Source organism: Pseudomonas sp. NBRC 111143 (assembly GCF_001320965.1).
Lineage (GTDB): Bacteria > Pseudomonadota > Gammaproteobacteria > Pseudomonadales > Pseudomonadaceae > Aquipseudomonas > Aquipseudomonas machongensis.
Genome location: NZ_BCBT01000005.1, coordinates 1 through 25,530 on the forward strand (window position 1 = coordinate 1; position 25,530 = coordinate 25,530).

General features: G+C 63.8%; 25 protein-coding genes. 18 read left to right on the top strand and 7 right to left on the bottom strand.

The features are described 5' to 3' along the window. On the top strand, positions 1 to 423 hold a 423-nt coding region (locus APH44_RS04135; protein WP_177342469.1), incomplete at its 5' end, for a cyclase family protein. 36 nt (positions 424 to 459) lie between these two features. Here APH44_RS04135 and APH44_RS04140 read toward each other — a convergent pair. Continuing rightward, positions 460 to 1,353 carry a LysR family transcriptional regulator gene (locus APH44_RS04140; protein WP_054891435.1) on the bottom strand — a complete coding sequence of 298 codons (894 nt, stop codon included), beginning with the start codon at positions 1,351 to 1,353 and terminating at the stop codon, positions 460 to 462. A gap of 147 nt (positions 1,354 to 1,500) precedes the next feature. Here APH44_RS04140 and APH44_RS04145 point away from each other — a divergent pair, with 147 nt between their 5' ends. From APH44_RS04145 to APH44_RS04160, 4 genes are all read left to right on the top strand, one after another. Then, complete coding sequence (locus tag APH44_RS04145; protein ID WP_082430640.1) at positions 1,501 to 2,580, top strand: 4-oxalomesaconate tautomerase; 1,080 nt, start codon at positions 1,501 to 1,503, stop codon at positions 2,578 to 2,580. Between the two features lie 56 nt (positions 2,581 to 2,636). After that, on the top strand, positions 2,637 to 3,953 hold the full coding sequence (gene dctA / locus APH44_RS04150; protein WP_054891437.1) for a C4-dicarboxylate transporter DctA: 1,317 nt from the start codon (positions 2,637 to 2,639) through the stop codon (positions 3,951 to 3,953). Between the two features lie 95 nt (positions 3,954 to 4,048). Continuing rightward, positions 4,049 to 5,353: a CitMHS family transporter gene (locus APH44_RS04155; protein ID WP_054891438.1), complete on the top strand. Its 1,305-nt coding sequence runs from the start codon at positions 4,049 to 4,051 to the stop codon at positions 5,351 to 5,353. Between the two features lie 60 nt (positions 5,354 to 5,413). Continuing rightward, the gene (locus tag APH44_RS04160; protein ID WP_054891439.1) at positions 5,414 to 6,667 is read left to right on the top strand and encodes an OprD family porin; all 1,254 of its coding nucleotides are present in this window, start codon (positions 5,414 to 5,416) and stop codon (positions 6,665 to 6,667) included. 30 nt (positions 6,668 to 6,697) lie between these two features. Here the strand turns inward: APH44_RS04160 and APH44_RS04165 are convergent, their stop codons facing one another. Further along, the gene (locus APH44_RS04165) at positions 6,698 to 7,144 is read right to left on the bottom strand and encodes an Rrf2 family transcriptional regulator (protein WP_054891440.1); all 447 of its coding nucleotides are present in this window, start codon (positions 7,142 to 7,144) and stop codon (positions 6,698 to 6,700) included. Between the two features lie 113 nt (positions 7,145 to 7,257). Beyond that, a complete protein-coding gene (locus APH44_RS04170) occupies positions 7,258 to 7,713 on the bottom strand; it encodes a VOC family protein (RefSeq protein WP_054891441.1) in 456 nt (151 codons plus the stop codon). A 180-nt stretch (positions 7,714 to 7,893) separates the two neighbouring features. On the opposite strand from APH44_RS04170, the gene APH44_RS04175 reads away from it, so the two are divergent. From APH44_RS04175 to APH44_RS04220, 10 genes are all read left to right on the top strand, one after another. Beyond that, on the top strand, positions 7,894 to 8,298 hold the full coding sequence (locus APH44_RS04175; RefSeq protein ID WP_054891442.1) for an ACT domain-containing protein: 405 nt from the start codon (positions 7,894 to 7,896) through the stop codon (positions 8,296 to 8,298). A 72-nt stretch (positions 8,299 to 8,370) separates the two neighbouring features. Further along, positions 8,371 to 9,348: a D-2-hydroxyacid dehydrogenase family protein gene (locus tag APH44_RS04180; RefSeq protein WP_054891443.1), complete on the top strand. Its 978-nt coding sequence runs from the start codon at positions 8,371 to 8,373 to the stop codon at positions 9,346 to 9,348. 811 nt (positions 9,349 to 10,159) lie between these two features. Next, positions 10,160 to 10,534 (top strand): hypothetical protein, encoded by a 375-nt coding sequence (locus APH44_RS04185; RefSeq protein ID WP_054891444.1) that lies wholly within the window; start codon positions 10,160 to 10,162, stop codon positions 10,532 to 10,534. Positions 10,535 to 10,682: 148 nt separating this feature from the next. Beyond that, on the top strand, positions 10,683 to 11,036 hold the full coding sequence (locus APH44_RS04190) for a hypothetical protein (protein WP_054891445.1): 354 nt from the start codon (positions 10,683 to 10,685) through the stop codon (positions 11,034 to 11,036). A gap of 89 nt (positions 11,037 to 11,125) precedes the next feature. After that, a complete protein-coding gene (locus tag APH44_RS04195) occupies positions 11,126 to 12,379 on the top strand; it encodes a TolC family protein (protein WP_054891446.1) in 1,254 nt (417 codons plus the stop codon). Further along, the gene (locus APH44_RS04200; RefSeq protein WP_256216390.1) at positions 12,376 to 13,617 is read left to right on the top strand and encodes an efflux RND transporter periplasmic adaptor subunit; all 1,242 of its coding nucleotides are present in this window, start codon (positions 12,376 to 12,378) and stop codon (positions 13,615 to 13,617) included. Before APH44_RS04195 ends, APH44_RS04200 begins: the two co-directional genes overlap by 4 nt. Then, complete coding sequence (locus APH44_RS04205; protein ID WP_054891447.1) at positions 13,614 to 16,772, top strand: efflux RND transporter permease subunit; 3,159 nt, start codon at positions 13,614 to 13,616, stop codon at positions 16,770 to 16,772. Before APH44_RS04200 ends, APH44_RS04205 begins: the two co-directional genes overlap by 4 nt. Then, on the top strand, positions 16,769 to 17,110 hold the full coding sequence (locus APH44_RS04210; RefSeq protein WP_054891448.1) for a copper-binding protein: 342 nt from the start codon (positions 16,769 to 16,771) through the stop codon (positions 17,108 to 17,110). Before APH44_RS04205 ends, APH44_RS04210 begins: the two co-directional genes overlap by 4 nt. Before the next feature lie 157 nt (positions 17,111 to 17,267). Then, complete coding sequence (locus APH44_RS04215) at positions 17,268 to 18,542, top strand: PD-(D/E)XK nuclease family protein (RefSeq protein WP_054891449.1); 1,275 nt, start codon at positions 17,268 to 17,270, stop codon at positions 18,540 to 18,542. A 69-nt stretch (positions 18,543 to 18,611) separates the two neighbouring features. Continuing rightward, a complete protein-coding gene (locus tag APH44_RS04220; protein WP_054891450.1) occupies positions 18,612 to 19,067 on the top strand; it encodes a GNAT family N-acetyltransferase in 456 nt (151 codons plus the stop codon). A 42-nt stretch (positions 19,068 to 19,109) separates the two neighbouring features. Here APH44_RS04220 and APH44_RS04225 read toward each other — a convergent pair whose 3' ends face one another. Next, on the bottom strand, positions 19,110 to 19,979 hold the full coding sequence (locus tag APH44_RS04225) for a LysR family transcriptional regulator (protein WP_054891584.1): 870 nt from the start codon (positions 19,977 to 19,979) through the stop codon (positions 19,110 to 19,112). 102 nt (positions 19,980 to 20,081) lie between these two features. Between APH44_RS04225 and APH44_RS04230 the strand changes: the two genes are divergently transcribed. Both APH44_RS04230 and APH44_RS28920 read left to right on the top strand, forming a co-directional pair. Continuing rightward, positions 20,082 to 21,338 carry a D-amino acid dehydrogenase gene (locus APH44_RS04230; protein ID WP_054891451.1) on the top strand — a complete coding sequence of 419 codons (1,257 nt, stop codon included), beginning with the start codon at positions 20,082 to 20,084 and terminating at the stop codon, positions 21,336 to 21,338. A gap of 74 nt (positions 21,339 to 21,412) precedes the next feature. Then, the gene (locus tag APH44_RS28920; RefSeq protein WP_065862662.1) at positions 21,413 to 21,580 is read left to right on the top strand and encodes a DUF2986 domain-containing protein; all 168 of its coding nucleotides are present in this window, start codon (positions 21,413 to 21,415) and stop codon (positions 21,578 to 21,580) included. Positions 21,581 to 21,943: 363 nt separating this feature from the next. Here the strand turns inward: APH44_RS28920 and APH44_RS04235 are convergent, their stop codons facing one another. After that, positions 21,944 to 22,417 carry a nuclear transport factor 2 family protein gene (locus tag APH44_RS04235; RefSeq protein WP_054891452.1) on the bottom strand — a complete coding sequence of 158 codons (474 nt, stop codon included), beginning with the start codon at positions 22,415 to 22,417 and terminating at the stop codon, positions 21,944 to 21,946. A gap of 189 nt (positions 22,418 to 22,606) precedes the next feature. On the opposite strand from APH44_RS04235, the gene APH44_RS04240 reads away from it, so the two are divergent. Next, a complete protein-coding gene (locus tag APH44_RS04240; protein WP_218187336.1) occupies positions 22,607 to 24,076 on the top strand; it encodes an MFS transporter in 1,470 nt (489 codons plus the stop codon). 12 nt (positions 24,077 to 24,088) lie between these two features. On the opposite strand, the gene APH44_RS04245 is transcribed toward APH44_RS04240, so the two are convergent. Further along, the gene (locus APH44_RS04245) at positions 24,089 to 24,946 is read right to left on the bottom strand and encodes a LysR family transcriptional regulator (protein WP_054891453.1); all 858 of its coding nucleotides are present in this window, start codon (positions 24,944 to 24,946) and stop codon (positions 24,089 to 24,091) included. A gap of 95 nt (positions 24,947 to 25,041) precedes the next feature. Next, positions 25,042 to 25,440 (bottom strand): NUDIX domain-containing protein, encoded by a 399-nt coding sequence (locus APH44_RS04250; RefSeq protein ID WP_054891454.1) that lies wholly within the window; start codon positions 25,438 to 25,440, stop codon positions 25,042 to 25,044. Between the last annotated feature and the right edge of the window lie 90 nt (positions 25,441 to 25,530).

Below are 25,530 nucleotides of genomic sequence, written 5' to 3' on the forward strand. Positions count from 1 at the left end.
CCCGGCGGCACCGCGTTTACCGTCGCCGACATACAGGCCGTGCTGAAAAAGCAGCACATCACCCTGCGCAAAGGCGATGTGGTGCTGTTCAACACCGGCTGGCTGGAATTGATCGGCAAGGATAACGCGCAGTTTCTCGCCACCGAGCCCGGCATCGACCTGCCGGCTGCACAATGGCTGGCCGACCAGGGCATCGTCGCCTTCGGCGGTGATACCTGGGCCTCGGAGGTGTATCCAAACCCCACGGGCGAAGAGTTCCCGGTCAACCAGTTCATGCTGGCCAAGCGCGGGATCTACAACCTCGAGCTTATCGACACTCGAGCGCTGGTCAAGGACAAGGCCTTCGAGTTCATGTTCGTGCTTGGCCAGCCGCTCTACAAAGGCTCGACCCAGGTGAACATCAACCCCGTGGCGATTCGCTGACCGAGGCGCAGCAGCCCGCCCTGTCTACAGGGCGGCTCACACGTTCGGCCATTGTTCCAGCAGGATCGAGACGAATTTCTCCGCCGCTGGCGACAATGAAGCGCCGCGGCGATACACAAGGCCCAACGTGCGGGTCACCTCGGGCTCGATCAGCGGCACGCTGACCAGGGTCGGGTGATCGGCCGCCGGCATCGCCAGGCTCGGCATCGCCGACACCCCCAACCCGGCCTCGACCATGCCCAGCGAGGTCGACAGATGCTGTACCTCGTAGAACCACTTTGGCCGCAGCCCCAATCCCGACAGCGCGTGGTCGAGCAGCATGCGGTTGCCGCTGAGTCGCCCTACCCCGATCAGCCGGTGCTCGGCCAGTTCCGTCCAGCTCACCGACACGCGCCCGGCCAGCACATGGTCGCGCCGACAGGCCAGCACGAACTGCTCCTGCACCAGTGGAACGAACTCGATGTCCGGGTGCTGCCCGCTCATCATGTTGATCCCGAAATCGGCCTCGCCACGCAGCACCGCCTCGAGCCCGTCGTTGGCACTGAGGTCGAGCAGGCGAATGCGAATCTTCGGGTACTGTTCGTTGTAGAGGCGAATGACCGAGGGCAGGAAGTAGAACGCTGCGGTAGGGATGCAGGCCAAAGTCACCTGTCCGGTCTGACGCTCGGCCAGCTCGCGAATGCTCAGGATCGAATCCTCGAAATCGTCCAGCAGGCGCCGGGCCTTGGGTAGAAAGTCACGCCCGACACTGGTCAGTCCGACGCGCCGCGTGGTGCGTTCGAGCAGGGGTGTCCCAAGGCCGTCCTCAAGCTTCTTGATGCGGCGGCTCAAGGCTGGCTGCGACAAGTGCAAAACCTCTGCTGCCTCGTGGAAACTGCCCAGTTCGGCGATTTTCACGAAAGATCGTATGTCTTGAAGTTCATATTCCATGCTGATTCTCTTTCAGACACTGGCCGACAATTTATGTGTATAGCGCAATAATAGCGACGATATTTGCATTGGATTGATTTATCCACCCCTGTCACTCTTGTCCCATACACATCAATGATGTCCATTGATCAACAAGAGCTAGACTTCATGCAACGAATTCCTTGTGTGCTGATGCGCGGCGGGACCTCCAAGGGCCCCTTCTTCCATGCCTGGGACTTGCCGTCCAATATCGTCGAGCGCGACGAGATGCTGATCGCCCTGATGGGCTCGGGCCATGAACTGGAAATCGACGGCATTGGCGGCGGCAGCCCGCAGACCAGCAAGGTTGCGATCATCAGCCCCTCACTGCACCCCGATGCCGATGTCGATTATCTGTTCGTGCAGGTGATGGTTGCCGAGCGCCGTGTCGATACTGCGCCCAACTGCGGCAACATGCTTTGCGCGGTCGGCCCCTTCGCCATCGAACAAGGGCTGGTCAAGGGCAACGACGGCCAGACGCTGGTCCGCATCCGCAACCTCAATACCGGCACATTCGTCAACTCTCTGGTACAGACGCCTGGCGGGATCGTGCGCTACGAGGGCCGTACCGCCATCGACGGCGTTCCTGGGACTGCGGCCCCTGTGCACCTGACATTCCTCGATGCCGTCGGCAGCAAGACCGGCAGCCTGTTCCCCACTGGCCAGTCCCAGCAGGTAATCGATGGCGTACCGGTCACCTGTATCGACATGGCCATGCCGATGATGATCGTCGACGCCCGTCACCTGGGGCTTGAGGGCAGCGAGAGCCCGGCTCAACTGGACGCCGATGCAAAGCTGCTCAAACGCCTCGAAGCCCTGCGGCTGAAGGCCGGCCGGGCCATGGGCCTGGGAGATGTAAGCAACATGGTGATCCCGAAGCCGGTCGTGGTATCCGCACCACGCTTCGATGGCACTCTGCAGGTTCGCTACTTCATGCCGCACAGCTGCCACCGGGCGCTGGCGATCACCGGTGCGATCGGACTGGCCACTGCCTGTGTCAGCCCCGGCACAGTGATCGGCGACCTGCTCGGCGAACAGGCCCTGACCCTGCGTGAGGTCCGTCTGGAGCATCCAAGCGGGGCCATCGACATCGCCCTGTCGCGCTCCGGTGCCGATGGCCAGACACTGCAAGCCTCGGTGGTACGCACCGCACGCCGATTGTTCTCGGGGTTCGTCTACGCACCGTCCACGCGGCGACTCGCGGGCTAAGCCCGATCCAGCTCCATCCAGCGCATCCGCACAACTTCAATAATGGGTGATGCCTTATGAAACTCATGAAATCGCTGTACTTTCAGATTCTCTGCGCCGTCCTGCTAGGCGTGGTGGTCGGTCACTTCTGGGGGCAACAGGCCGTTGCGCTCAAGCCGCTGGGCGATGCCTTCATCAAGCTGATCAAGATGATGATCGCGCCCGTGGTGTTCTGCACCATCGTCACCGGCATCGCCGGTATGACCGACCGCCGTTCGCTAGGTCGGTTGATGAGCAAGACATTGTTACTGTTCCTGGTGTTGACCGTGGTCAGCCTGATCATCGGCCTGGTCGCCGTGTACCTGTTCCGTCCAGGCGTGGGCATGAACATCGACCCAGCAACCCTCAGTACTGCGGGCCTGAGCCAATACACCACCTCCGCCGCCAAACTGGGCGTGGTGGACTTCTTCATGCATATCATCCCCGAGACCTTCATCGGTGCCTTCGACAAAGGCGAAGTGCTGCCGGTGCTGTTCATCGCCGTGCTCTGCGGTTTCGCCCTTTCAGCCATGGGCGAATCCGCAAGGCCAGTGCTGGAGGTGCTGGAGTCCGCGTCGCAGATGGTGTTCCGCATCTTCGGCTACCTGATGCGCTTCGCCCCGATCGGTGCCTTCGGCGCACTGGCCTTCACCGTCGGCCAGTACGGCATCACCTCGCTCGGTGCCTTGGCCAAGCTGATCGGCACCTTGTACATCGCCTGCGCCTTCTTCGTCATGGTGGTGCTGGGCGGCATCTGCCGGGCGCATGGCTTCAGCCTGTGGAAGCTGCTGCGCTACCTGCGCGAAGAGTTCCTGGTGGTGTTGGGGACATCGTCCACGGAGCCGGTGCTGCCACGCATGCTGGAAAAGCTCCAGGCCCTGGGCTGCAAGAAAGGCGTGGTGGGCCTGGTGCTACCGACCGGCTATTCGTTCAACCTCGACGGCACCGCGATCTACCTGTCGCTGGCCGCGGTGTTCATCGCCCAGGCCTGCAACATCGACCTGAGCCTCGGCCAGATCCTGACCATGCTGGCGATCATGCTGCTGTCGTCCAAGGGGGCTGCAGGCGTTACCGGCAGCGGTTTCGTCGCCTTGGCTTCGACCCTCACGGTCATCCACGACATCCCGCTGGCCGGCCTTGCACTGCTGATCGGTATCGACCGCTTCATGTCCGAGGCGCGAGCCCTCACCAGCCTGGCGAGCAACGCGGTGGCCACCGTGGTCATTTCATTGTCGGAGAACGCCTGCGACCGTGAAACGCTCATGCGCACACTGGCCAGCGGCAAAGCCGACACCCCGGCCGAGCAGGCCTGGCAGCCTACTCAGGCTGCAAACCCACCCCATCGTACTCACTGACATTCACCTCACTTGATCCCCCGCCTCGGGCGGGGGCTGGCGGACGCCTGCGCGCCAGGCGACCATGACGACAATAAAAACAAGAGAAACGACCCATGCTTGCACTCCTTGGCCTGGTCATGGTGGTGACCTTCACCTACCTGATCATGAGCAAACGCCTGTCACCGATCGTCGCACTCACCGTGGTGCCGATCGTCTTCGCGATCATCGGCGGCTTCGCCCCGGACCTGGGCAAGATGATGCTCGACGGCCTGAAAATGGTCGCACCATCGGCCGCCCTGTTACTGTTCGCCATCCTGTTCTTCGGCCTGATGATCGATGCCGGCCTGTTCGACCCGCTGATTCGCAAGATCCTCAAGCGGGTCAATGGTGACCCGATCAAGATCGCCATCGGCACCGCGCTGCTGTCGTTGCTGGTGGCCCTCGACGGCGACGGCACCACCACCTACATGATCACCTGCGCGGCGATGCTGCCGCTGTACAAGCGCATCGGCATGAACCCGATGATCCTCGCCACCATTTCCATGCTGTCGCTGAGCATCATGAGCGGCATGAGCCCCTGGGGCGGCCCGGCGACCCGCGCCATCGCCGCACTTGGCCTGGATGCGACCGAATACTTCATCCCGATGCTGCCGACGGTGATCGGAGGTGCCGCCTGGGTGGTATTCACCGCGTTCCTGCTCGGTCGTGCCGAACGCCGGCGCATCGGCAACGTGGCGCTGGAGTCCGGGGGCGGCAACTGCTACATCAAGGAGATCCTCGGCGATAACCCGCACAAGCGCCCACGCCTGGCCTACGTCAACCTGGTGCTGGTCATCATCGTGATGAGCGCCCTGGTCATGGGCCTGATGCACGCCGCGATCCTGTTCATGATTGGCTTCGTCGCCGCACTGATGATCAACTACCCGCAGCTCGAGGTGCAGAAAGCACGCATCCTCGCTCACTCCGGCAACGCCATGACCGTGGTGCTGCTGGTGTTCGCAGCGGGCATCTTCGCCGGTATCTTCTCCGGCACCAAGATGGTCGATGCGCTGGCCCAGACGCTGGTGGACTGGATCCCGGAGGCCTGGAGCCACTGGTTCCCGCTGGTGGTGGCGCTGACCAGCATGCCGCTGACCTTCGTGCTCTCCAACGATGCCTACTACTTCGGTGTGGTGCCGATCCTGGCCAACGCTGCGGCAGCCTACGGCATCGATCCGGTGGAGATCGCCCGGGCCTCGGTACTCGGCCAACCGGTGCACCTGATGAGCCCATTGGTGGCTTCGACCCTGCTGCTGGTGGGCATGGTCGACCGCGACATCGGCGACTTCCAGAAGGCCACGGTGAAATGGGCGGTGCTGACCTCACTGGTGATTACCGCACTGGCGCTACTCACCGGCGCCCTGTCGTTCTTCGTCTGAACCGCTGCGCGGCGCCCACTGGCGCCCGCCTTCTGCGCGTCCCACATTAGAGTACCGATCATGTCTCGAATCGTTCTGCGAGGGGCCGGCTGTGCCCTGCTCTGCGGTTGCATGCCTGTTGTCGACGCTGCCGGTTTCATCGACGACAGCACACTGAAGCTGCAACTGCGCAACGTCTACTTCAACGAGAATTTCCGTGACGAACAGGGCATGAGCAGCCGCGCCGCCGCCAACGCCAAAAGCGAGCGAGTGGAATGGGCGCAAGGCTTTCTGCTCGATTATCAATCCGGCTATACCCCGGGTGTCCTGGGGCTTGGCATCGACGCGTCGGGCCTGCTTGGCGTGCGCCTGGACTCAGGCCCCGGACGCAGTGGCACCGGCTTGCTGCCGGTACACGACGACGGCCACGCCGCCGAAGAATTCGCCAGCGCCGGCGTCACTGCCAAGGCACGCCTGGGCAAGACAGTCGTCAAGCACGGCACACTGCTGCCCAAGACACCCGTACTGGTCTACAACGACGCCCGCCTGCTGCCGCAGACCTACCAGGGCAGCCAACTGGTCAGCAACGACCTCGACAACCTCACCCTCACGTTCGGGCATCTGGATCGCTTCAAGCAGCGCGACTCATCGAACAGCACCGGGCTGTTTGTGGACGGCTACAGCGGTCGTGAATCCGGCGATTTCAGCTACGGCGGCGCCGACTACGCGGTCAGCAAGCAACTGCGCCTGAGTTATTTCCACGGTGAGTTGAGCGACTTCTATCGCCAGGACTTCGCCGGCATCCAGCATGACCTACCGCTGGCCGGTGGCACACTTGCCAGCGACCTGCGCTATTTCAGGAGTCGCGACAATGGCGCTGCCCAGGCCGGACGCATCGACAACCACATGCTCAGCGGGCAACTGACCTACAGCCACAGTGGCCATGCCTTCGGCACCGGCTACCAGGTGCTGCGCGGCGACGCCGGCCTGCCCCACATCAGCGGCGCGACCGTGTATTCGTTCAGCAACGTCGGTATCGGAAAGTTCATCGAGGAAGACGAGAAGACCTGGATGGCCAGCTATGCCTACAACTTCGCTGCCGCAGGGGTGCCGGGATTGACCTTCATGACCCGCTACCTGAGTGGCGACAACCACCGTTCAGGCGAAGACGGGTTGCGCGAATGGGAACGCGACGCGGAACTGGCCTACGTTGTGCAATCCGGACCGTTCAAGGGGCTGGGCGCCAAGCTGCGCAACTACGTGTACCGCTCGGATTTCGCCCGTGGCCGCGATAGCAATCGGCTCTACCTGACCTACGATATCGTGCTTTGGTGACCGGTGCCGGTATCGATCGATACCGGCAAATCACGCCTCGCCCAAGGGCACACAGCCCTGGTAACGCCGTTCGAAATCTTCAGCCAACTGCGCCAGGGTCACGCTCCCCAGGCGCTCGAGCAGCAGCGCCTGGGCTGCATCGAAGGCGTCGGTCAGCGCGGCGTTCACTGCCTGCTCGACCAGGCATTGCGGATGATCGGTCGCCAGGCCAATGGCGAACAACGTCGAAGCCCCCAGTGCTTGGTGGATATCCCGCAGGCTGATCTGTTCCAGCGGGCGGGCCAATGTCCAACCGCCGCGGTGGCCCTTTTCGGACTGCACATAACCCTGCTTTTTCAGAAGCCCCATGGTGCGTCGCACCACCACCGGGTTGGTGCCAAGCATCTGCGCAAGGGTTTCGGACGTTGCAGGATGTTCGTACCGCGCCATATGGATCAGAACGTGCAGCATGCGGGACAGGCGGGTGTCGTTTCTCATGGGAGGACAGTCGTTGGGACAAGTGTGTGGATTATCGCTCGACACCGCCAAGGTTACGAGACGCATCGCCTAGCCCACTGATCTTGCGGTCAGCGACCGAGTTCGATAGTGCCTCAGGCAAACACCTCTTCGATAAAGCGCTCCAGCCCCTCGGCCTCGAGGATCTCGATCGAAAAATGTCCGAACTGCTTGGGTAGCCAGATGATCCGCCCGCCTCCCGGCGCTTGCAGGTCATTCCGGGCCAGCGGGTTGCCATTTTCGTCCTCGGGCTGAACACCTTGCGCCATCAGTTGGTCGTACACCACCTCGATGTCCGGAGTCGAATAGCAATGGCGGTAGATGGTGCCCTCGCCCTGGGTCTCGAGCAGCGTCTTGAGATTGCCTGCCAGCGGCTGGACCAGCATGAAACGCTCCGCCCCCATCAGCACGACGGCGTAGTGCACATGCAGGCCGCCGCGCTCCCAGACCTGGGTTTTCGAGATCCGCGCACCGAGTATCCGTGCGTAATACGCACACGCGGCCTCGAGGTCGCTCACCAGTACATCGACATGACTGAATTTCAGATCCATTGCTTGACTCGCTTTGCGGGGGACAGTCTGGCGCGAAAGGGGAATCAATCTTCCACGGGCCGCAACCCCGCGTCCATCGTTGTTTACATAAGCCAGGCTAATCGGCTATCAGCAACATTCGCTCTACTGATCAGTATCGGCCAGGCACACTGGCGAACTTTTCAGACGGAGAGCTCCCCCATGTCAGGCGAAAAATCCATCACCGCGCTGCTGCGCGGCATGAGCCCCAAACTCAACCCCGGCGAATACGTGTTCTGCACCGTGGCCGACAGCGCAGCTTTGCAGGGCAGCGAAGTGCTCGGCAGCTTCCGCGAGCAGGAAGGTCTGACCGCGATCCTCGAACGTTCACGCGCCGATGCGCTGGGCCTGGAGTACAGCTTCGTCGCGGCCTGGATCACCCTGACCATTCACTCCGCGCTCGATGCCGTCGGCCTCACTGCGGCCTTCGCCAGCGCACTTGGGGAAGCGGGCATCAGTTGCAACGTGATCGCCGCCTATTATCACGACCATATCTTTGTCGCCAGTGACGACGCTGCACAGGCGATGGCCGTACTCCAGGCGCTATCGCGCGGTGGCGATACCTGAAGAGGGCTCGTGCACCGCTGGCGAATTCGGCTATCGTCTGAACCTCCCCCAGACCCGCTCGGACCGCCGCACATGCACATTGTCATCCCCGACGACTACCAGAATGTGATCAGCACGCTCGACTGCTTCGCCCGCCTGGGCAACCACAAGGTCACTGTGCTCCACCAACTGCAACCGGCCACCGAGGACCAGCTCGTCGAGCGCTTCGCCGATGCCGACGCGCTCGTGCTCACCCGCGAACGCACGCGCATCGACGCGGCGCTGCTCGACCGGTTGCCCAAGCTCAAGCTGATCAGCCAGACCGGCAAGGTATCCAGCCACCTGGACCTGGCTGCCTGCACCGCACGCGGCGTTGTCGTGACCGAAGGCCGCGGCTCGCCGGTAGCGCCGGCTGAGTTGGCCTGGGCGCTGATCCTCAACGCCCGCCGTCAGTTAGAGCCGGCCATCGATGCCTTCAGGCAAGGGCGCTGGCAGGTCAACCTGGGGCAGGCCCTGGCGGGGCAGACCTTGGGGATCTGGGGATACGGCAAGATCGGCCAACGCCTGGCGCGCTACGCCCAGGCCTTCGACATGCCGGTGCTGGTATGGGGCAGCGAGAGCAGCCGCGCGACTGCCCAGGCCGATGGCCACCGGGCTGCAGCTTCGCGCGAGGCGTTCTTCGCCGAAGCCGACATTGTCAGCCTCAACCTGCGCCTGTCCGACAGCACTCGCCACCTCGTGACCGGCGATGACCTGGCACGCATGAAGCCCGATGCCTTGCTGGTGAACGTCAGCCGCGCCGAGCTGATCGCCCCGGGCGCCCTGCTCGAGGCACTGAACAATGGACGCCCGGGCTTTGCTGCCCTGGATGTGTACGAGAGCGAACCGCTGCTCGACCCTGCCCACCCCTTGCTCCAGCACCCGCGCGTGCTGTGCACGCCGCACCTGGGGTATGTGGAGAAGGCGGGTTACGAGCTGTACTTCGGTGATGCGTTCGACAATGTGCTGGCGTTTTTCGAGGGTGCTCCGATGAACGTGGCCAATCCGGATGCGCTGGGGCGCGGCCGCTGAGCACAGCCTGGACTTGCCGTAAGCGCCGCGATAAAGGGCTGATTCCTACAGCGGACTACTCCGCGTCCGACAGAGAGTCATGACCGCAGGGAAATACCCTACGTAACCTGTCGACTCCCGTCTGATTGTCCCGGGGAAGCCTGGCCAATAGGCTTCCCCGGTCGCTGGTGTTCAGCGACCGGGTGTGGAAACCCGGATACATGGAAAGCGGCAGCCCTTTATGGCAGCTGTGCGCGGGAGGTCTTCGGACCTACCGGGGTTTTCCGTGTACCCGGCTTTCCACCCCGTGAACAGCTGCCACCTTGTGGGAGCGGGCTCGCCCGCGAAAAGTACACCGCGGTGTCTGCTTCGCGGGCAAGTCGCAGCCGCACACCAGCGCTCCCACGAGCCAGATAACGTACCGCGATACGTATCACGCAATCATCGATGCCCCTACCCCGATGTCACGCTGTTCGAAGCAGCACAGCCTGGACTTGTCGTAAGCGCCGCAATAAAGGGCTGATTCCTACAGCGGACTACTCCGCGTCTGACAGAGAGCAATGGTCACAGGGAAATACCCTACGCAACCTGTCGACTCCCGTCTGATTGTCCCGGGGAAGCCTGGCCCATAGGCTCTCCGGTCGCTGGTGTTCAGCGACCGGGTGTGGAAACCCGAAGAGTATTCAGCGTTGTGTCGTTATGGCAGCTATGCGCGGGAGGCCCTGTGCCTACCGAGCTTTCCTGAATGCTCTCGGGTTTCCACCCCGCGTATAGCTGCCACCCTTTCGTGTGGAAACGGATGGTGCAGCACTCACTGCATTCAGGAAATCACATGAAAAAAATCGTCCCCGACCCACCCGAAAATCTTCTCCGCAAATTCGCGGTTCCCGCCGGCAAATCCCTCTCTATCGCCATTCTCGAAGGTCTGGTCCCCATCGAGGAAGTGCTATCCAACGCCTGCCACTTCATGCTTCACGCCTATACCGATGCGTACCACGCCCACGATACCTGTGCCGATGTCGAGGTGCGCCAGTTGATGAGTGCCAGCATGCGCAGCCTTGAGATCGCGCTCGGACAGGCAGATGCCCTGGTCGGAGCATTGCGGCAGGTACCGGGATCAGGGTTCGGCGCCGTTCACTCAACCGCCCGGCATCAAAGGCCAGCCCAATCCCTGTGGGAGCGGGCTTGCCCGCGAACACGGGCGTAGCCCGTGCCATTCACCGCAGTGCCCTTTTCGCGGGCAAGCCCGCTCCCACAGGGATTGGGCTGGCTTTTGATTTCGAAGCAAGCAGCCAGCCTGGCGTAGACACATTTTGTTAATGTTCCCCTAACGCAATTCCCGCTAGACTCGCGCCATGTCCGACACCCTGCGCCGCCTGATCATCCTGCTTTTGATGCTCTCGCTTCCCCTCTCCGGGATGGCGGGCATCGAGTCGCCTGCCGAACCCTGCCCCATGCAGGCCATGGGCATGAGCATGATGGCGGGGATGGACCATGACTGCTGCCAGGACCAGGACAGCGGCAAATCCTCTTCGCAGCACGCCTCCAAGGCCTGCAAGGCCGGCCAAGAGTGCAAGACCGCCACCACCTTGCAGGTCAGCCTCGCGACACCTGCCCTGACCTTCGCCACCCCACGCCCCTCCGACAGCTACGCCCACAGTCTGCTGTCGCGCGCACCGCCTGATCGCTGGCGTCCTCCGCGCGCCTGATCCCTTGCTGACCCTCACTCCATTGCCCTGCCCTTGCGGCCAGGCAATGGCATGCGCCTGTGCGCGAGTGTTTTCAAGGAATCATGTCCATGACTCCCCTACGTTTCCAAGCCGGGTGGACGCTTGCGGCCGCCCTGCTGATCCTGCTGCCGGCACTGTCGGCGCAGGCCGCTGCATTGTCCCTGGACGATGCCCTGCGACTGGCCGAACGCAACGCCCCTTCCCTGCAGGCGCGCCAGGAGCAGGTCACTGCGGCACGCAATGCGGTGCTGCCAGCCGGTGAATTGCCCGATCCACGCCTGAACCTCGGGCTGCAGAACCTGCCGGTGGAAGGCAGCGACCGCTGGAGCACGAACCGCGACTTCATGACCATGCAAGTGGTCGGCCTGGCCCAGGAAGTGCCCAACCGCGACAAGCGCAAGGCGCGGGTCGAGACCGCCCAGGCGACCGTCGAACGGGCCGATGCCGAAGCCTTGGTGGAGCGCCTGAAAGTACGCGCAGCCACGGCCCAGGCGTGGATCGCGGCCTATACCGTGCAACGCAAGCTGCAGCAGTTCGAGGCGTTCTACCACGAGAACCGTCTGCTGGACGCCGCCGTGCGGGCGCGCCTGGCCGGTGGTAGCGGCGCCGCGGCCGATGCCCTGGCACCTGGGCAGGAAGCCGCGCAACTGGATGAGCAGAAAGACCAGTTGCTCAGCCAGGCCTCCCAGGCGCGTGCGGCGCTCAAACGCTGGATCGGCCAGGACGGCGAGGCCCTGGCGCGCAGCTTCCCGCAATGGGCAGTGGATGCCCCGGCATACCTGCACGCCCTGCATGTGCACCCGGAACTGGCCGCCTATGGCGCGATGACCCGCGAAGCCCAGGCGCAGGTGCACCAGGCACAAGCCGAGAAGAAATCCGACTGGGGCTGGGAGCTGGACTACCAACGACGCGGCCCGGCATTCAGCAACATGGTCAGCCTGCAAGTCAGCTTCCAGTTGCCGCTGTTCACCGGCTCGCGCCAGGACCCGACCATCGCCGCTCGCCAGGCCCAAGTGCGTCAGCTCGAGGATGAGCAGCAAGCCGCGCTGCGCGAGCACACCGCGCAACTGGAAACGGACCTGGCCGAGTACCAGCGCCTGCAACGGGCCGTCACGCGCAGTCGCGAGACGTTGCTACCCCTGGCCGAAGAACGGGTGCGCCTGGCCCTGGCCGATTACCGGGCCGGAAAGTCGGCGTTGGGCGATCTGCTCGCAGCCCGCCGTCAGCGGGTCGAGGCGCAATTGCAGGATATCGATTGGCAAGGGCAGTTGGCGGCGACCGCCGCACGGCTGCACTTCATCTATGGCGAGGTGCAGGCATGAAACACACATCCATCGGCTTGATCGCGGTGCTCGCGCTGGCGGTCGGCGCCAGCGTCGGCTACGGGCTCGCCCGCAAAGGCGGCCCGACCACGGCGGCGGCACTCGCAGAACAGAAGGCGCTGTACTGGTATGACCCGATGTACCCGCAGCAGCATTTCCCGGCACCGGGCAAGTCACCCTTCATGGACATGCAGTTGGTGGCCAAGTATGCCGAGGGTGATGGCGGTCAGGGGCAACCGGCGGTGCAGATCACCCCGGGCGTTCAGCAGAATCTGGGGGTACGTCTGGCGACCGTGACGCGCAGCCCGCTGCGACGCACGCTGCAGGTCAGCGGCGTGCTGGCCTTCGACGAACGCGACTTCAGCGTATTGCAGGCACGTACCGCGGGTTTCGTCGAGCGCACTTACGGGCGCGCCACCGGCGATGTGGTCGCCAAAGGCGCGCCGCTGGCCGATGTCCTGGCACCGGAGTGGGCCGGGTTGCAGGAGGAGTTTCTCGCACTGCGCCGTACCGGCGATGCGGGGTTGCAGGCTGCTGCGCGCCAGCGGTTGCTGTTGGCCGGCATGCCTGCCGAACTGATCGAGCGAGTCGCGCGCAGCGGCAAGGTACAGCAGTGGGTGACCCTGGTGGCGCCCAGCGCGGGTTCGCTGCAGAGCCTGGACCTGCGACCGGGCATGACCCTGACGCCGGGCGCAACACTGGCGCGGATCAACGGTATCGCCCAGGTATGGCTCGAAGCCGCGGTACCCGAAGCCCAGACCCAGGGTCTGCGCGAGGGCCAGGCGGTGCAGGCACGCTTGCCGGCGTATCCCGGCGAGACGGTGAGCGGCACACTGACCGCCCTGCTGGCCGATGCCGATCCGCAAAGCCGCACCTTGCGCCTGCGCATCGAGCTGCCCAACCGCGAGGGACGACTGCGGCCCGGCATGACGGCACAGGTAACCCTGAGCCCGGAAGCGCCAGACGATGAGGGCCTGACGCTGCCGGCCGAGGCCGTCATCCGGACCGGCAAGCGCGACCTGGTGATGCTCGCCGAGGACCAGGGCCGCTTCCGCCCGGTCGAGGTGCTGCTGGGCCAGGAGAGCGGCGGCCAGGTCGCCGTGCTGCAGGGGTTGCAGGCAGGCCAGCAGGTCGTCGCATCGGGGCAGTTCCTGATCGACTCCGAGGCCAGCCTCAAGGGCATCGAGGCTACCACCGCGCCGGATTCGATGCCTGCCGCGCAGGAGGCTCGGCCATGATCGCGAAACTGATTCGCTGGTCGGTCGGCAACCGCATCCTCGTGTTGCTGGCCACGCTGTTCCTGGCAGCCTGGGGCGTGTTTTCCCTGCGCAGCCTGCCGATCGATGCCTTGCCGGACCTGTCGGACGTGCAGGTGATCATCCGCACCTCCTACCCCGGGCAGGCCCCGCAGATCGTCGAGAACCAGGTCACCTACCCACTGACCACCACCATGCTTTCGGTGCCGGGGGCCAAGACCGTGCGCGGTTTCTCCGCGTTCGGCGACAGCTTCGTCTACGTGCTGTTCGAGGACGGCACCGACCTGTACTGGGCACGCTCGCGGGTGCTGGAGTACCTGAGCCAGGTGCAGTCGCGCCTGCCGGCCACGGCCAGGCCTGTGCTTGGCCCGGATGCCACGGGGGTGGGCTGGATCTACCAGTACGCCCTGGTCGACCGCAGCGGTGGGCACGATCTTGCACAGTTGCGCAGCCTGCAGGACTGGTTCCTGCGCTTCGAGCTCAAGACCCTGCCCGATGTGGCCGAGGTCGCGAGCATCGGTGGCATGGTCAAGCAGTACCAGGTGGTGCTCGATCCGCTGCGCATGGCAAGCCTGGGTATCACCCAGGACGAGGTGGCGCAGGCGATCGGCAAGGCCAACCAGGAGACCGGTGGCGGCGTGCTGGAACAGGCCGAGGCGGAGTTCATGGTGCGCGCCTCGGGCTACCTGAAGACGCTCGATGACTTTCGCGCCATCCCTCTGCGCCTGGCGGCCAATGGTGCACCGGTGACCCTGGGCGATGTGGCCAGGGTCCAGCTTGGCCCGCAGGAACGCCGCGGTATCGGCGAGCTGGACGGCCAGGGCGAGGCCGTGGGTGGCGTGGTGATCCTGCGCAGCGGCAAGAATGCCCGCGAGGCCATCGGGCGCGTCAAGGACAAGCTCGAGGTGCTCAAGAAAAGCCTGCCGGCCGGCGTGGAGCTGGTCACCACCTATGACCGCAGCCAACTGATCGACCGTGCAGTGGACAACCTCAGCCACAAGCTGCTCGAGGAGTTCATCGTCGTCGCGCTGGTCTGCGCCGCGTTTCTCTGGCACTTGCGCTCCTCGCTGGTGGCGATCGTGTCGCTGCCGGTGGGGGTGCTGATCGCACTGATCGTCATGCGTCACCAGGGCATCAACGCCAACATCATGTCGCTGGGTGGTATCGCCATCGCCATCGGCGCGATGGTGGACGGGGCCGTGGTGATGATCGAGAACGCGCACAAGCATGTCGAGGCCTGGCATGCAAGACATCCCGGGCAGGTGCTGCGCGGTGAGCAGCATTGGAAGGTGATGACCGAGGCGGCGCAGGAAGTTGGACCCGCGCTGTTCTTCAGCCTGATGATCATCACCCTGTCGTTCGTCCCGGTGTTCACCCTGCAGGCCCAGGAGGGGCGGCTGTTCGCACCGCTGGCGTTCACCAAGACCTACGCCATGGCCGCCGCTGCCGGGCTGGCGGTCACTTTGGTGCCGGTACTGATGGGTTACTGGATCCGCGGCCCTCTGCCGGCCGAGGCGCGCAACCCGCTCAATCGCGGGCTGATCCGCCTCTATCGCCCAGCCTTGGAGCAGGTGCTGCGCAAGCCGTTGCTGACCCTGGCCGGGGCACTGCTGGTGCTGCTCAGCAGCCTGTGGCCGCTGAGCCACCTGGGCGGCGAGTTCCTGCCACCGCTGGATGAGGGCGACCTGTTGTACATGCCGTCCGCCCTGCCCGGTCTGTCGGCGCAAAAAGCCGCGGAGCTGTTGCAACGTACCGACCGCCTGATCCGCACCGTACCCGAGGTGGCCAGTGTGTTCGGCAAGGCTGGGCGCGCCGAGTCGGCCACCGATCCAGCGCCGCTTGAGATGTTCGAAACCCTCGTGCGACTCAAGCCCAAGGATCAGTGGCGCCCAGGCATGACCAGCGAAAAACTGGTCGAGGAACTCGACCGCACCGTGCGTGTGCCGGGGCTCACCAACATCTGGATTCCGCCGATCCGCAACCGTATCGACATGCTCGCCACCGGTATCAAGAGCCCGATCGGGGTCAAGGTGGCCGGCAGCGACCTGGCCCAGATCGACCGCGCCACCCAGGCGGTCGAGCGCGCAGCCAAGGGCGTAGCGGGCGTCACCTCGGCGTTGGCCGAGCGTCTCACCGGCGGGCGCTACATCGACCTCGACATCGATCGCCAGGCGGCGGCGCGCTATGGCCTGAACATCGCCGACGTGCAGGCCATCGTCGCCGGCGCCATCGGTGGCGAAACGGTGGGTGAAACGGTCGAGGGCCTGGCGCGCTACCCGATCAGCCTGCGCTACCCGCGCGAGTGGCGCGACTCGGTCCAGGCACTGCGCGAGTTGCCGATCTACACCGCCCTGGGCGGCCAGATCACCCTTGCCAGCGTGGCCCAGGTCCGCATTGCCGAAGGCCCGCCCATGCTCAAGAGCGAGAACGCCCGCCCCTCCGGGTGGGTGTACATCGACGTGCGTGGGCGCGACCTGTCGTCGGTGGTCGCCGACCTGCGCCAGGCCGTGGACCGCGAGGTGAAGCTCGACCCCGGCATGAGCCTGAGCTACTCCGGCCAGTTCGAGTATCTGGAACGCGCCAATGCGCGCCTGGCCTGGGTGGTACCGGCGACCCTGGCGATCATCTTCGTCCTGCTCTACCTGACCTTCGGCCGTCTCGGCGAGGCGCTTCTGATCATGGGCACCCTGCCCTTCGCCCTGACAGGCGGGGTGTGGCTGCTGTACCTGATGGGCTTCAACCTGTCAGTGGCCACCGGGGTCGGCTTCATTGCCCTGGCCGGGGTCGCGGCGGAGTTCGGGGTAATCATGCTGATCTACCTGAACAGCGCCTGGACCGAGCGCCAGGCCACGGGCGAGCGCTCCGAAGCGGCATTGCGCGAGGCGATTCGCCAGGGCGCCGTGCAACGTATCCGGCCCAAGGCAATGACCGTGGCAGTGATCGTCGCCGGGCTGTTGCCGATTCTCTGGAGTAGCGGCACCGGCAGCGAAGTGATGAGCCGCATCGCCGTACCCATGGTCGGCGGCATGCTGACCGCCCCCCTGCTCTCGTTGTTCGTGATTCCCGCGGCGTACTGGCTGATCAGGCGTCGCGATCTTGCAGTACCCGATACCCCCCAACCAGGAGAAACCCAATGAAAAATCTGTACCTCGGCGCTGTATTGATGGTCGCCTTTGCCGCCGGCGCGCAAGCGCAGCAAAGCATGGAAGGCATGACGATGGAGGGCATGGACATGTCGGCCAGCAAGGCAGCGCCAAGCGCGCATGCCGAAGGCACGGTCAAGGCGATCGACACCGAGCACGGCAAGGTGACGCTGGCCCATGGGCCTGTGGCTGCACTGCAGTGGCCGGCGATGACCATGGGCTTCAAGGCCAGCGCCGAGCAGCTCGAAGGGCTGAAGGTCGGTGACAAGGTCGGCTTCGATTTCCGTATGGAAGGAGGGGCTGCGAACATCGTTGGTATTCGTAAGCAGTAACCCTTGGAGTGACTCCATAGCAACACTACAAGCGCTGATGGCACAATGCCTTTAGCGCTTGTCCAACGATCGGTCCGCCCGACGCTGCACAAGCCTGCCATGTGAATGGCCCTACCACCCCAGAACCGATCTTCTCCACCTGACTTGCAGGACTCGTATGACTTTGGAATCTCTGGTCGACGCTCTTTACGCCGACTCGGATGTGCAACGGATGCTCGCGCTTTCCACCCACAGCGACGCTCTTCAGATCTGTTTCCCCAAGGAAGTGAACGTCTCGCGCTTCCTCGCCTGGCTGATCGATCCGACCCAGGGCCACGGGCTGGGTGACCAGGCGATCAAGTCGCTGCTGACCCGGGCAGGACAATCCAGCCATGTCGAAAACCTGAGCCTCAATGACCGCCGCTTCCTGGCCGCCTCGAACGTACAGACCCTGGCCTTCTCCTCGCTCATGGTGATGACGGAGGCCGAACTGGGACTGCGCAACCAGAAGCGCTATATCGACGTGCTCGCGCTGGACCCCGCGGCCAAGATTTACATCGCCATCGAGAACAAGTTTGGTCATCACGAGGGGGAAGACCAGACCAAGACCTACTACGAAGCCCTGAACAATCTCTACCCGAACTACCGCGGCATCCATATCTTCCTCGACGGCCACGAGAACGACCCGGAGCACGACCAGTGGATTCCGGTCGGCTACACCTGGCTGACCGAATTCCTCACCCAGATCGAACAACTGGAGTGGACCGCGCCTCATGTGAAATCCACCCTGGCGCAGTTTCGCAAGGCCATCCAGGAAGAAGAAGAGATCGCCGAAGGCGACGGCCTGGGCAAGCTGGTCACCACGGTGGCAAGCAAGCATCAGGAGGCACTCGACGCCCTGCACAAGATCCTTACCCCCAATGCGCCGAGTTCGCGCGCCAAGGACCTGGCAGCCCTGGTCAACGGGCCGACGGGCAATGATGCAAAGGCCAATGTGCGCTTGTTCCAGCTCTATGCGCGTCGGTCGCAGGTGTGGGACAGGTGCCTGAAAGAACGCAAGTTCGCTCGGTTCCACAGAGCATTGAACGAAGCTTTCGACGATCTCACCACCGATCCTCGCCGGGTCATCACCTACTTCAGCCTGGAAGAGTTCGAACGCTTCCTTGACCCGGATCTGGGCACACTGTTTGCGGCGGCGCTGCTGATCCGCCAGGAAGGCGACCACTTCCGTATCAACTCCTACATCTACCTCAACTCCGTGCACGTGCAGTACCGTGAGCCACTGATCGAAATCGCCAACGCCGAACGGGCACGCCGCGGTATTCGCAAAACGTCACAAGACGACGGCTATTTCACCATCCGTCGCAGCGAAAGCCTGCCACCGGCCAAGGCGGCAACCGAAGCTGTGGAGCAAATGCACAGCCTGGTTGCCTTGCTCAAGGATCTTCACTAGGTTGCAAGCCTGCGGGCGCCTGATCGCGCCCGCGGGTTCAGCCCGCATCCGCCTCCAGGAGAGCGCACGATGATCCGCCCCGCCACCCCCGCCGACCAATCCGCCATCCAGGCCTGCGCCGAACAGGCTTATGCCCGCTACATCCCTTTGATAGGCCGCAAGCCCGCCCCCATGCTGGCCGACTACGCCAGCCAGATCGCAACTGGCTGGGTCCACGTGGCCCTGGACGAGCAGGCCAGCCTGCAGGGCTTCATCGTGTTCTACCCCCACGACAACCACATGCTGCTGGAAAACGTGGCCGTGCTGCCCAGTGCCGCCGGACGTGGTATCGGCAAGGCGCTGATCAACCTGTGCGAAAGCCGCGCGCGCCAACTCGGGCTGAATGCAGTGCAGCTCTATACCAACGAGCGAATGACCGACAACCTCGGCCTCTACCCCAGGCTTGGCTATGTCGAGGTCGCACGGCGCAGCGAAGACGGCTTCAACCGGGTGTACTTCGAGAAAAAACTTGGCCCAACGCGCTGATCGCCTGGTTCGCCAGGCAGGCAAACGCAGCAAAGCATGAGTTCAGGTTATGGCTGCCCCGGCAGCCATGAGCCTGACCGAGGCCATGAAGTCTTTCTCAAGCTTCGACAACGCCGCATTCTCATGCACCACCGCTGTCAGCACCACGGGCAGCCGTGGCGTGATCCGTCGCGCGCGCTGCCCTGGCGGGAGCAAGGCGTCGGCGGTGAATTCATCGATCAAGGCGATACCTGCCCCAGCCTGGGCCAGGGCACAAGCCACATAGTAGGTCTGGACCTGGGTGCGGCTGTCCACGCCGCCAAGCCATGGCCGGACCAGCTCACCGAGGGGGTCCGAGGCCGGCAGGCCAATGATCCGCGCAGGGTCGATGGCATCCAGTGACACCGGCCCCTGGTCTTGCGTGCCGTCATGGCAGACCAGCTCGACTTCGTGCAAGGCAATGACCTTCAAGCCGGGTCGCGGCTGGCCATTGAAGGTGAAGGCAATCGAAATCTCGCGCGCCAGCAGCGCCTGCGCCAGTTGTTCGCTGTGGGCGGTGATCAGGTCCAGGGACAGCTCGGGATTGGCGCGCTGGCTTGCAGCCAGGGCGTGAGGCAGCACCTTCAAGCCCAGTGACGGAATGCAGCCGATGCGCAGCGCGCCCCTGGACTGATGCCTGAGGCTGCGCGACAGCCGCCGCACATCGTCCAGGTCGCGGAACACCTTGTCGATGGCCGGGATCAGGATTTCGGCCTCGCGGGTGAGCTGCAGACGCCCCTTGACCCGCTCGAACAAGACGAAACCCAGGCTCGCCTCTGCATGGGCCAGCAGCTTGCTGGCCGCAGGCTGGGTGATGTTGAGCGCCTGTGCTGCGCGCGTCAGGGAACCGGTTCGCAGGATTGCCTGGAACACTTCGATGTGACGGATACGCATGGTCATAGCCCAAGGTTATGGAAGCTGCAGTTATAGGCCTTGGCGGACGTGAACGGCAAGGCTGGATACTGAGCGCAGTGGCACGATTTCAGGAGAAGGCACATGCATGTGGTGGTCGTGGGGGGTGGGGTCATTGGCCTTTCGAGTGCGCTGTACCTGGCGCGCGAAGGGCTTCAGGTCACGCTGGTCGAACGCAACGAGGACATCGCCCTGGAGACCAGCTTCGCCAATGGCGGGCAACTGAGCTACAACTACGTGGCGCCCCTGGCCGACCCGTCGGTGTTCGCCAACCTGCCCAGGTGGTTGCTCGGCAGCGGCTCGCCACTGCGCCTGCGGCCGCGCCTGGATTTGCAGCAATGGCGCTGGTGCCTGGCCTTCCTGCGGGCATGCCGGGCAAGCCGGGTCGAGCGCACGGTACGCGAGATGCTCAGGCTGTCCCAACGCAGCCAGGCGTTGCTGGAGCAGTTGCTGCAACAGACACCGATCGATTTCAACCTCCGCCAGACCGGCAAGCTGATCATCCATCGCAGCCAAGCTTCGCTGGGCGCCGCAGTCAGGCTGGCCGAACTTCAGCAACAGGCCGGGTCGCAGCAACGCCTGCTGACGCCCAGCCAATGCAGCGACCTTGAGCCCACGCTGTCTGGGGTGGTCGGGCAACTTGCCGGCGGCATCTTCACCCCCGGCGAAGCCACCGCAGACTGCCGGTTGTTCTGCGAGGGGCTCAAACGTCATCTGGATGGCCTGGCGAATGTGCGCTTCAAGCTGGGCCAGGCCGTGAGCGGTTTCACCAAGGTGGGCAAGCGGATTACTGCGCTGAAGCTGGGCAACGAAACCCTTGAGGCTGACGCCTTCATCATCGCCTCAGGTATCGCCAGTGTTGGCTTGCTCAAATCGCTGGGGATCAGCCTGCCGCTCTATGCGCTGCGCGGTTACAGCCTCAGCGTGCAGCCTGCCGATGCCAACGCGCTGCCCAGGCTCAGCGTCACCGACGCCAGTCGCAAGATCGTCTACGCACCGCTGGGCAGCACCCTGCGGATCGCCGCGATGGTGGACATGGGCGTGCGCTCGGCCGAGGCGCCGAAGCGGCGCATCGACCTTTTGAAGGCGCAGGTGTCGGAACTGTTCCCCGCCCTGGACCTGCGCCAGGCCCAGGCATGGGCGGGCCTGCGTCCTGCCACTGCGCTGGGCAAGCCGATCATCGACCGGGCGCCGGGGCTGGACAACCTGTGGCTCAACGTTGGCCATGGCGCGCTGGGCTTCACCCTTGCCTGCGCCAGCGGCGAGATGATCACCCGGCAGATCATTCACGGCCGGCCGCACGAGGGCGATGCACCCTTCTCGCTGGCGGCACATCGATAGCCTTGTCCATCAGGACCGGCAGCGCTAAGCTCGCCGCGTTTTGCCAGTGGATGCGCTCAAGGGGCGCGAAAAACATGAATCGTCAGAAAAAGATCAAACAGCTGTTGAAGGCTCACGCCAAGAAAGCCAACGCCAAGCTGGCGCCCAAGAGCAACAAGCCCAAGTACATCAGCAAGGCCGACCGGTTGAAGCTGGAGGCCGAAACACCCCAGGAGGCGGGGCTGGCGGTGGTGAAGGAGTGAAGGTGTTTTCGCAAGCTGGCGGGCGCTGTCTTGCTGCTCCGACGGACACCCTGAACCGCTTCTACAGGTGCCCATCGCACCTGTAGAAGCAACTGTCTTGCTCAAAATTTAAAGACCAGCCCAATCCCCTGTGAGAGCGGCCTTGTGCCGCGATCGGGCGCGAAGCGGCCGTGAAACCAGGCCCTCAGACCTATCAGGAAGATTTCGGTTGCCTGGCTTGCGGCCGCTTCGCGCCCGATCGCGGCACAAGGACGCTCCTACAGAAGCAGCGCGGGTTCCTGGGCTGGCCTTTAGATTTTGAACAAGACAGTTGCTCCTACACGGGTTCGAGCTAGTTGCCACATCCGGGCAAGGCTATTGATTTCATGAGCGGGCGAACGCCTGCGAACCGGCAATGGGTTGCCAGTTTTGCAGTGGCACCAGGAACATCAGCTCGAAGCGGCGCGCGGTAAAACGCCATTCTCCATCGCGTCGCTCGAAGCGGTCATGGTACAAACCAGCGGCCTGCACAGGGCCTTGTTCGATGTCATGGAACAGGCAGTCGGCCTGTGAGACCGCGGTGGCGCTTTCGCCATCAAGCTCGATCAGCGGGTTGGCCATCCAGTGATGCATGTGCGGCATTTTCCGCCACGATTCCCGAGCCATGGCCAGAATGCCCTCGCGCCCGGTTCCGTGCCCGAATGCCGGCAAGTCCAGGGTTGCATCGACATGCCAGATGCTTTCCAGCAGAGCCTCATCCACGCGGTCATAGGCCTGGGCGTAGGTCCAGATCAGCGACTCGATCGCCAGGCGGCTTTCGATGCGGTCCAGGCGTTTTTCCAAAGTCTCAAGGTTCATTGCAACGATCTCCTGCAGGTCTGGGGAGCCGGCGTTCACAGCCGGTTGTCCGAGCCATTGTGCGAGTCGCAAGGCATTGACGGGACTGTCATTCCTGCAGTTTCAACGTTCATTTTTGTAAGGGGGTAAAGCGTTGACCCCATCTGCAAGCGCTTCCTAGCATGGCCCCATCTTTTACGAGGGCCTCGTATGAAAAACCCACCTGATATTGACCACTCACTCACGCTGGCACCTGACGACAGGGCAGCCGGCCCCGACCAACGCCGCTGGGCGATGTTCGTGGTCCTGCTTGTCGGGGCATTCCTCCCACCGCTGGACTTCTTCATCGTCAATGTGGCGCTGCCATCGATACGCAGCGACCTGAATGCTTCGGCATCGGCCGAGCAACTGGTCATTTCCGCCTATGCCGCGCTTTATGCGGTAACGCTGATCACCGGTGGCCGGCTGGGCGACCTGCATGGCCGCGGACGCATGTTCTTCATCGGCCTTGTCGGCTTCACCGCCGCCTCGTTGCTCTGCGGGTTCGCTGCCACGCCCTGGATGCTGATCACTGGCCGTGCGCTGCAAGGCATCACCGCGGCAGTGATGGCGCCACAGGCATTGGCCTCGGTACAGGCGATCTTCCCCGAGGCGGAAAAGCCCCTGGCGCTGAGCCTGTATGGTGCGGTGTTCGGTCTGGCCAGCGTGATCGGACAGGCACTGGGCGGTATCCTGATTTCGCTCGATCTGTTCGGGCTTGGCTGGCGGATGATCTTTCTCATCAATCTGCCGGTCGCGCTGCTGGTCATCCTCTTCGGCATTCCCTTGATCAAGGAGACTCGCGCCAGCCATGCGCGCAGGCTCGATCTCGGCGGCATGGCGCTGTCGATGCTCACACTTGCCACGCTGATCGTGCCGTTGATCGAAGGTCGTGAGGCCGGCTGGCCGCTGTGGGCGTGGCTGTCGCTGATCGCCTGTCCATTGCTTGGCTGGACCTTCTGGCGCCACCAGGCCCGCCTGGCCAGCGCGGGGGGAGCGCCCTTGCTGGATCCGGCCGCGCTGCGCGTGCCGGGGCTGCGCCGGGCATTGCTGGTCGCCCTGTCGTTCTACACGATCGGTGCCTTCTTCCTGCTTTTCTCGATCTACCTGCAAGGTGCATTGCATGTAAGCGCGCTGCATGCAGGCCTGGTCTTCCTGCCCTTCGGCGCGGGTTTTCTCATCGGGCCGTTGACCGCACCGTTGTGCACACGCGTGCTGGGCCTCTACACCAACGCCGTTGGCCTGGCATTGATGGTTGCAGGCCTGGTCGCACTCGCAGGTCTCATTACCCTCACACCGGGCAACCCTGGCCCGCAGCCCGCGATCTTTGCCGTCGTGCTATTCGTCATCGGCTTCGGCCAGGGATTGGCGATGCCGACCCTGATGCGCATGATCACAGGGCGTGTCGCCCCAGCGTTGTCCGGGATGATGGCCGGTGTCACCAGTTCGACCTTGCAAGTGAGCACGGCGCTCAGCGTGGCGGTGATCGGCGGCATATTCTATGGGGTGCTGGGCGCTGGCACCGACCCGACCGCTATCAGTCATGCCTTCACCATTGCGCTGCTGTGCATGGCCGCTTGCCTGGTGTTGGGCGCAGGCTTGAGTTTTACTCTGGCGCGCCGCCCCGCAGCTGCCCGGTAGCGGTGCCTGCGCTCATGGAGCATCGCCAAGCCTCTCTACCACCAGATCGGCCAATGCCCGCAGCCGGTCCATCTGGCGCATGTCTTGGTGATAGCCCATCCAGATCTCACGGTCTGGTGGCGGCTCGCCGATATCCAGCCGGCGCAGCAACGGCGACTGGTCGCCGATCGCTCGCGGCAGCACTGCAACCCCTAGCCCTGATGCACATAGCCGCGCCTGCACACTGCGGCTACTGCTGGTGAACACAGTCCGCGCCTTGGGGAAGTGCGACTGCAACCAGTGGACGTCAGGGTAGTGGGATTGGGCCGTATTCATGGTGACAAGACCGAGCGCCTCACCGCCCTCGCCGGGATCGAAGGCTTGGTGCTCGGCCTGGTACAGCCCATAGTGCAGGGTCATGAGCCGACGCTGAACGATGTCCGGCTCGGTGAATGGGACGATGCGAAAAGCGATTTCGGCATCCCGGCGCGCCAGGTCGAACAATCGATGGCTGGGGATCACCTCGGCCACGATCATCGGGTAGCGGCGGTGCAACTCATGCAGCACAGGCGCCAGCACGAATCCTGCGAACCAGTCTGCACAGGCGATGCGCAGCAAGCCCTCGGGCTGTTCGCCTGTTCCGGCGATACGCCGTTCGATGGCCAAGGCGCTGCGTTCCATGTCTTCGGCCAGCTCAAGGATGCTCTCCCCGGCCGCAGTGAGTACCAGCCCCTCGCTGGTGCGACGGAAAAAAGCATGACCGTTGCTCTGCTCGAGCACCTGCAGGCGCCGACCTACGGTTGGATGACTGACGCCCAACTGCTTGGCGGCCGCCCCGAGCGAACCGCTGCGGGCAATCGCCAGGAAGACGCGCAGGTCATTCCAGTCCATGGGATACCTCCAACAGAAATGAACGGTGAAGATGCAGTAATGCGGGCCCCGTCACAAGACTCGGCTGCCATCGCCAAGCCAAGCGGCCTTCGGTATCAGGCTGCCCAGGCCGACAGCGCCGGAATCTGGCAGGCGAGCAACGCCTCGGCCGCTGGATTGAGCGGCGCACGCGCCAGCCCACGGCGCTCGATCCATGTACACGCGGCAATTTCTCTGCGCGCACATGGGCGATCGCCGGGGTGCAGGTGGGTGGTGAAGATGTAATGGAGAACCCCGGCCACTTCCAAGGTGCACAGATGCAGCAAACCGTGGTCGCTCAGACCGGTTTCCTCATGCAACTCTCGGGCTGCCGCCTCATGCGGCTGTTCGCCTCGCTCGATGACGCCGCCCGGGAAGTTCCATTTGCCGCCTTTCTTGCGCACGAGCAAGACCCTTCCTTTGTCGAAGCAGATGATCGTCGCTCTGTGTTTGGCGGGAGGGGTTGTCAGCGGCATCGGATTAGCTCGTCACACTTGTCACGGATATATGACAGTTTTGTTACATGATGGACAGGCAAATCTGACGCCAAGTTCAGCCAAATGGAC

Bases quoted from the DNA above. Each gene is read 5' to 3' on its own strand.
- APH44_RS04175 (WP_054891442.1), top strand. From the start codon at position 7,894: ATGTCAGGCGAAAAATCCATCACCGCGCTGCTGCGCGGCATGAGCCCC.
- APH44_RS04235 (WP_054891452.1), bottom strand. From the start codon at position 22,417: ATGAACCTTGAGACTTTGGAAAAACGCCTGGACCGCATCGAAAGCCGC.
- APH44_RS04200 (WP_256216390.1), top strand. From the start codon at position 12,376: ATGAAACACACATCCATCGGCTTGATCGCGGTGCTCGCGCTGGCGGTC.
- APH44_RS04180 (WP_054891443.1), top strand. From the start codon at position 8,371: ATGCACATTGTCATCCCCGACGACTACCAGAATGTGATCAGCACGCTC.
- APH44_RS04230 (WP_054891451.1), top strand. From the start codon at position 20,082: ATGCATGTGGTGGTCGTGGGGGGTGGGGTCATTGGCCTTTCGAGTGCG.
- APH44_RS04190 (WP_054891445.1), top strand. From the start codon at position 10,683: ATGTCCGACACCCTGCGCCGCCTGATCATCCTGCTTTTGATGCTCTCG.
- APH44_RS04140 (WP_054891435.1), bottom strand. From the start codon at position 1,353: ATGGAATATGAACTTCAAGACATACGATCTTTCGTGAAAATCGCCGAA.
- APH44_RS04210 (WP_054891448.1), top strand. From the start codon at position 16,769: ATGAAAAATCTGTACCTCGGCGCTGTATTGATGGTCGCCTTTGCCGCC.
- APH44_RS04185 (WP_054891444.1), top strand. From the start codon at position 10,160: ATGAAAAAAATCGTCCCCGACCCACCCGAAAATCTTCTCCGCAAATTC.
- APH44_RS04215 (WP_054891449.1), top strand. From the start codon at position 17,268: ATGACTTTGGAATCTCTGGTCGACGCTCTTTACGCCGACTCGGATGTG.
- APH44_RS28920 (WP_065862662.1), top strand. From the start codon at position 21,413: ATGAATCGTCAGAAAAAGATCAAACAGCTGTTGAAGGCTCACGCCAAG.
- APH44_RS04225 (WP_054891584.1), bottom strand. From the start codon at position 19,979: ATGCGTATCCGTCACATCGAAGTGTTCCAGGCAATCCTGCGAACCGGT.
- APH44_RS04165 (WP_054891440.1), bottom strand. From the start codon at position 7,144: ATGAGAAACGACACCCGCCTGTCCCGCATGCTGCACGTTCTGATCCAT.
- APH44_RS04170 (WP_054891441.1), bottom strand. From the start codon at position 7,713: ATGGATCTGAAATTCAGTCATGTCGATGTACTGGTGAGCGACCTCGAG.
- APH44_RS04250 (WP_054891454.1), bottom strand. From the start codon at position 25,440: ATGCCGCTGACAACCCCTCCCGCCAAACACAGAGCGACGATCATCTGC.
- APH44_RS04155 (WP_054891438.1), top strand. From the start codon at position 4,049: ATGCTTGCACTCCTTGGCCTGGTCATGGTGGTGACCTTCACCTACCTG.
- APH44_RS04245 (WP_054891453.1), bottom strand. From the start codon at position 24,946: ATGGACTGGAATGACCTGCGCGTCTTCCTGGCGATTGCCCGCAGCGGT.
- APH44_RS04145 (WP_082430640.1), top strand. From the start codon at position 1,501: ATGCAACGAATTCCTTGTGTGCTGATGCGCGGCGGGACCTCCAAGGGC.
- APH44_RS04240 (WP_218187336.1), top strand. From the start codon at position 22,607: ATGAAAAACCCACCTGATATTGACCACTCACTCACGCTGGCACCTGAC.
- APH44_RS04195 (WP_054891446.1), top strand. From the start codon at position 11,126: ATGACTCCCCTACGTTTCCAAGCCGGGTGGACGCTTGCGGCCGCCCTG.
- APH44_RS04220 (WP_054891450.1), top strand. From the start codon at position 18,612: ATGATCCGCCCCGCCACCCCCGCCGACCAATCCGCCATCCAGGCCTGC.
- APH44_RS04160 (WP_054891439.1), top strand. From the start codon at position 5,414: ATGTCTCGAATCGTTCTGCGAGGGGCCGGCTGTGCCCTGCTCTGCGGT.
- APH44_RS04205 (WP_054891447.1), top strand. From the start codon at position 13,614: ATGATCGCGAAACTGATTCGCTGGTCGGTCGGCAACCGCATCCTCGTG.
- dctA (WP_054891437.1), top strand. From the start codon at position 2,637: ATGAAACTCATGAAATCGCTGTACTTTCAGATTCTCTGCGCCGTCCTG.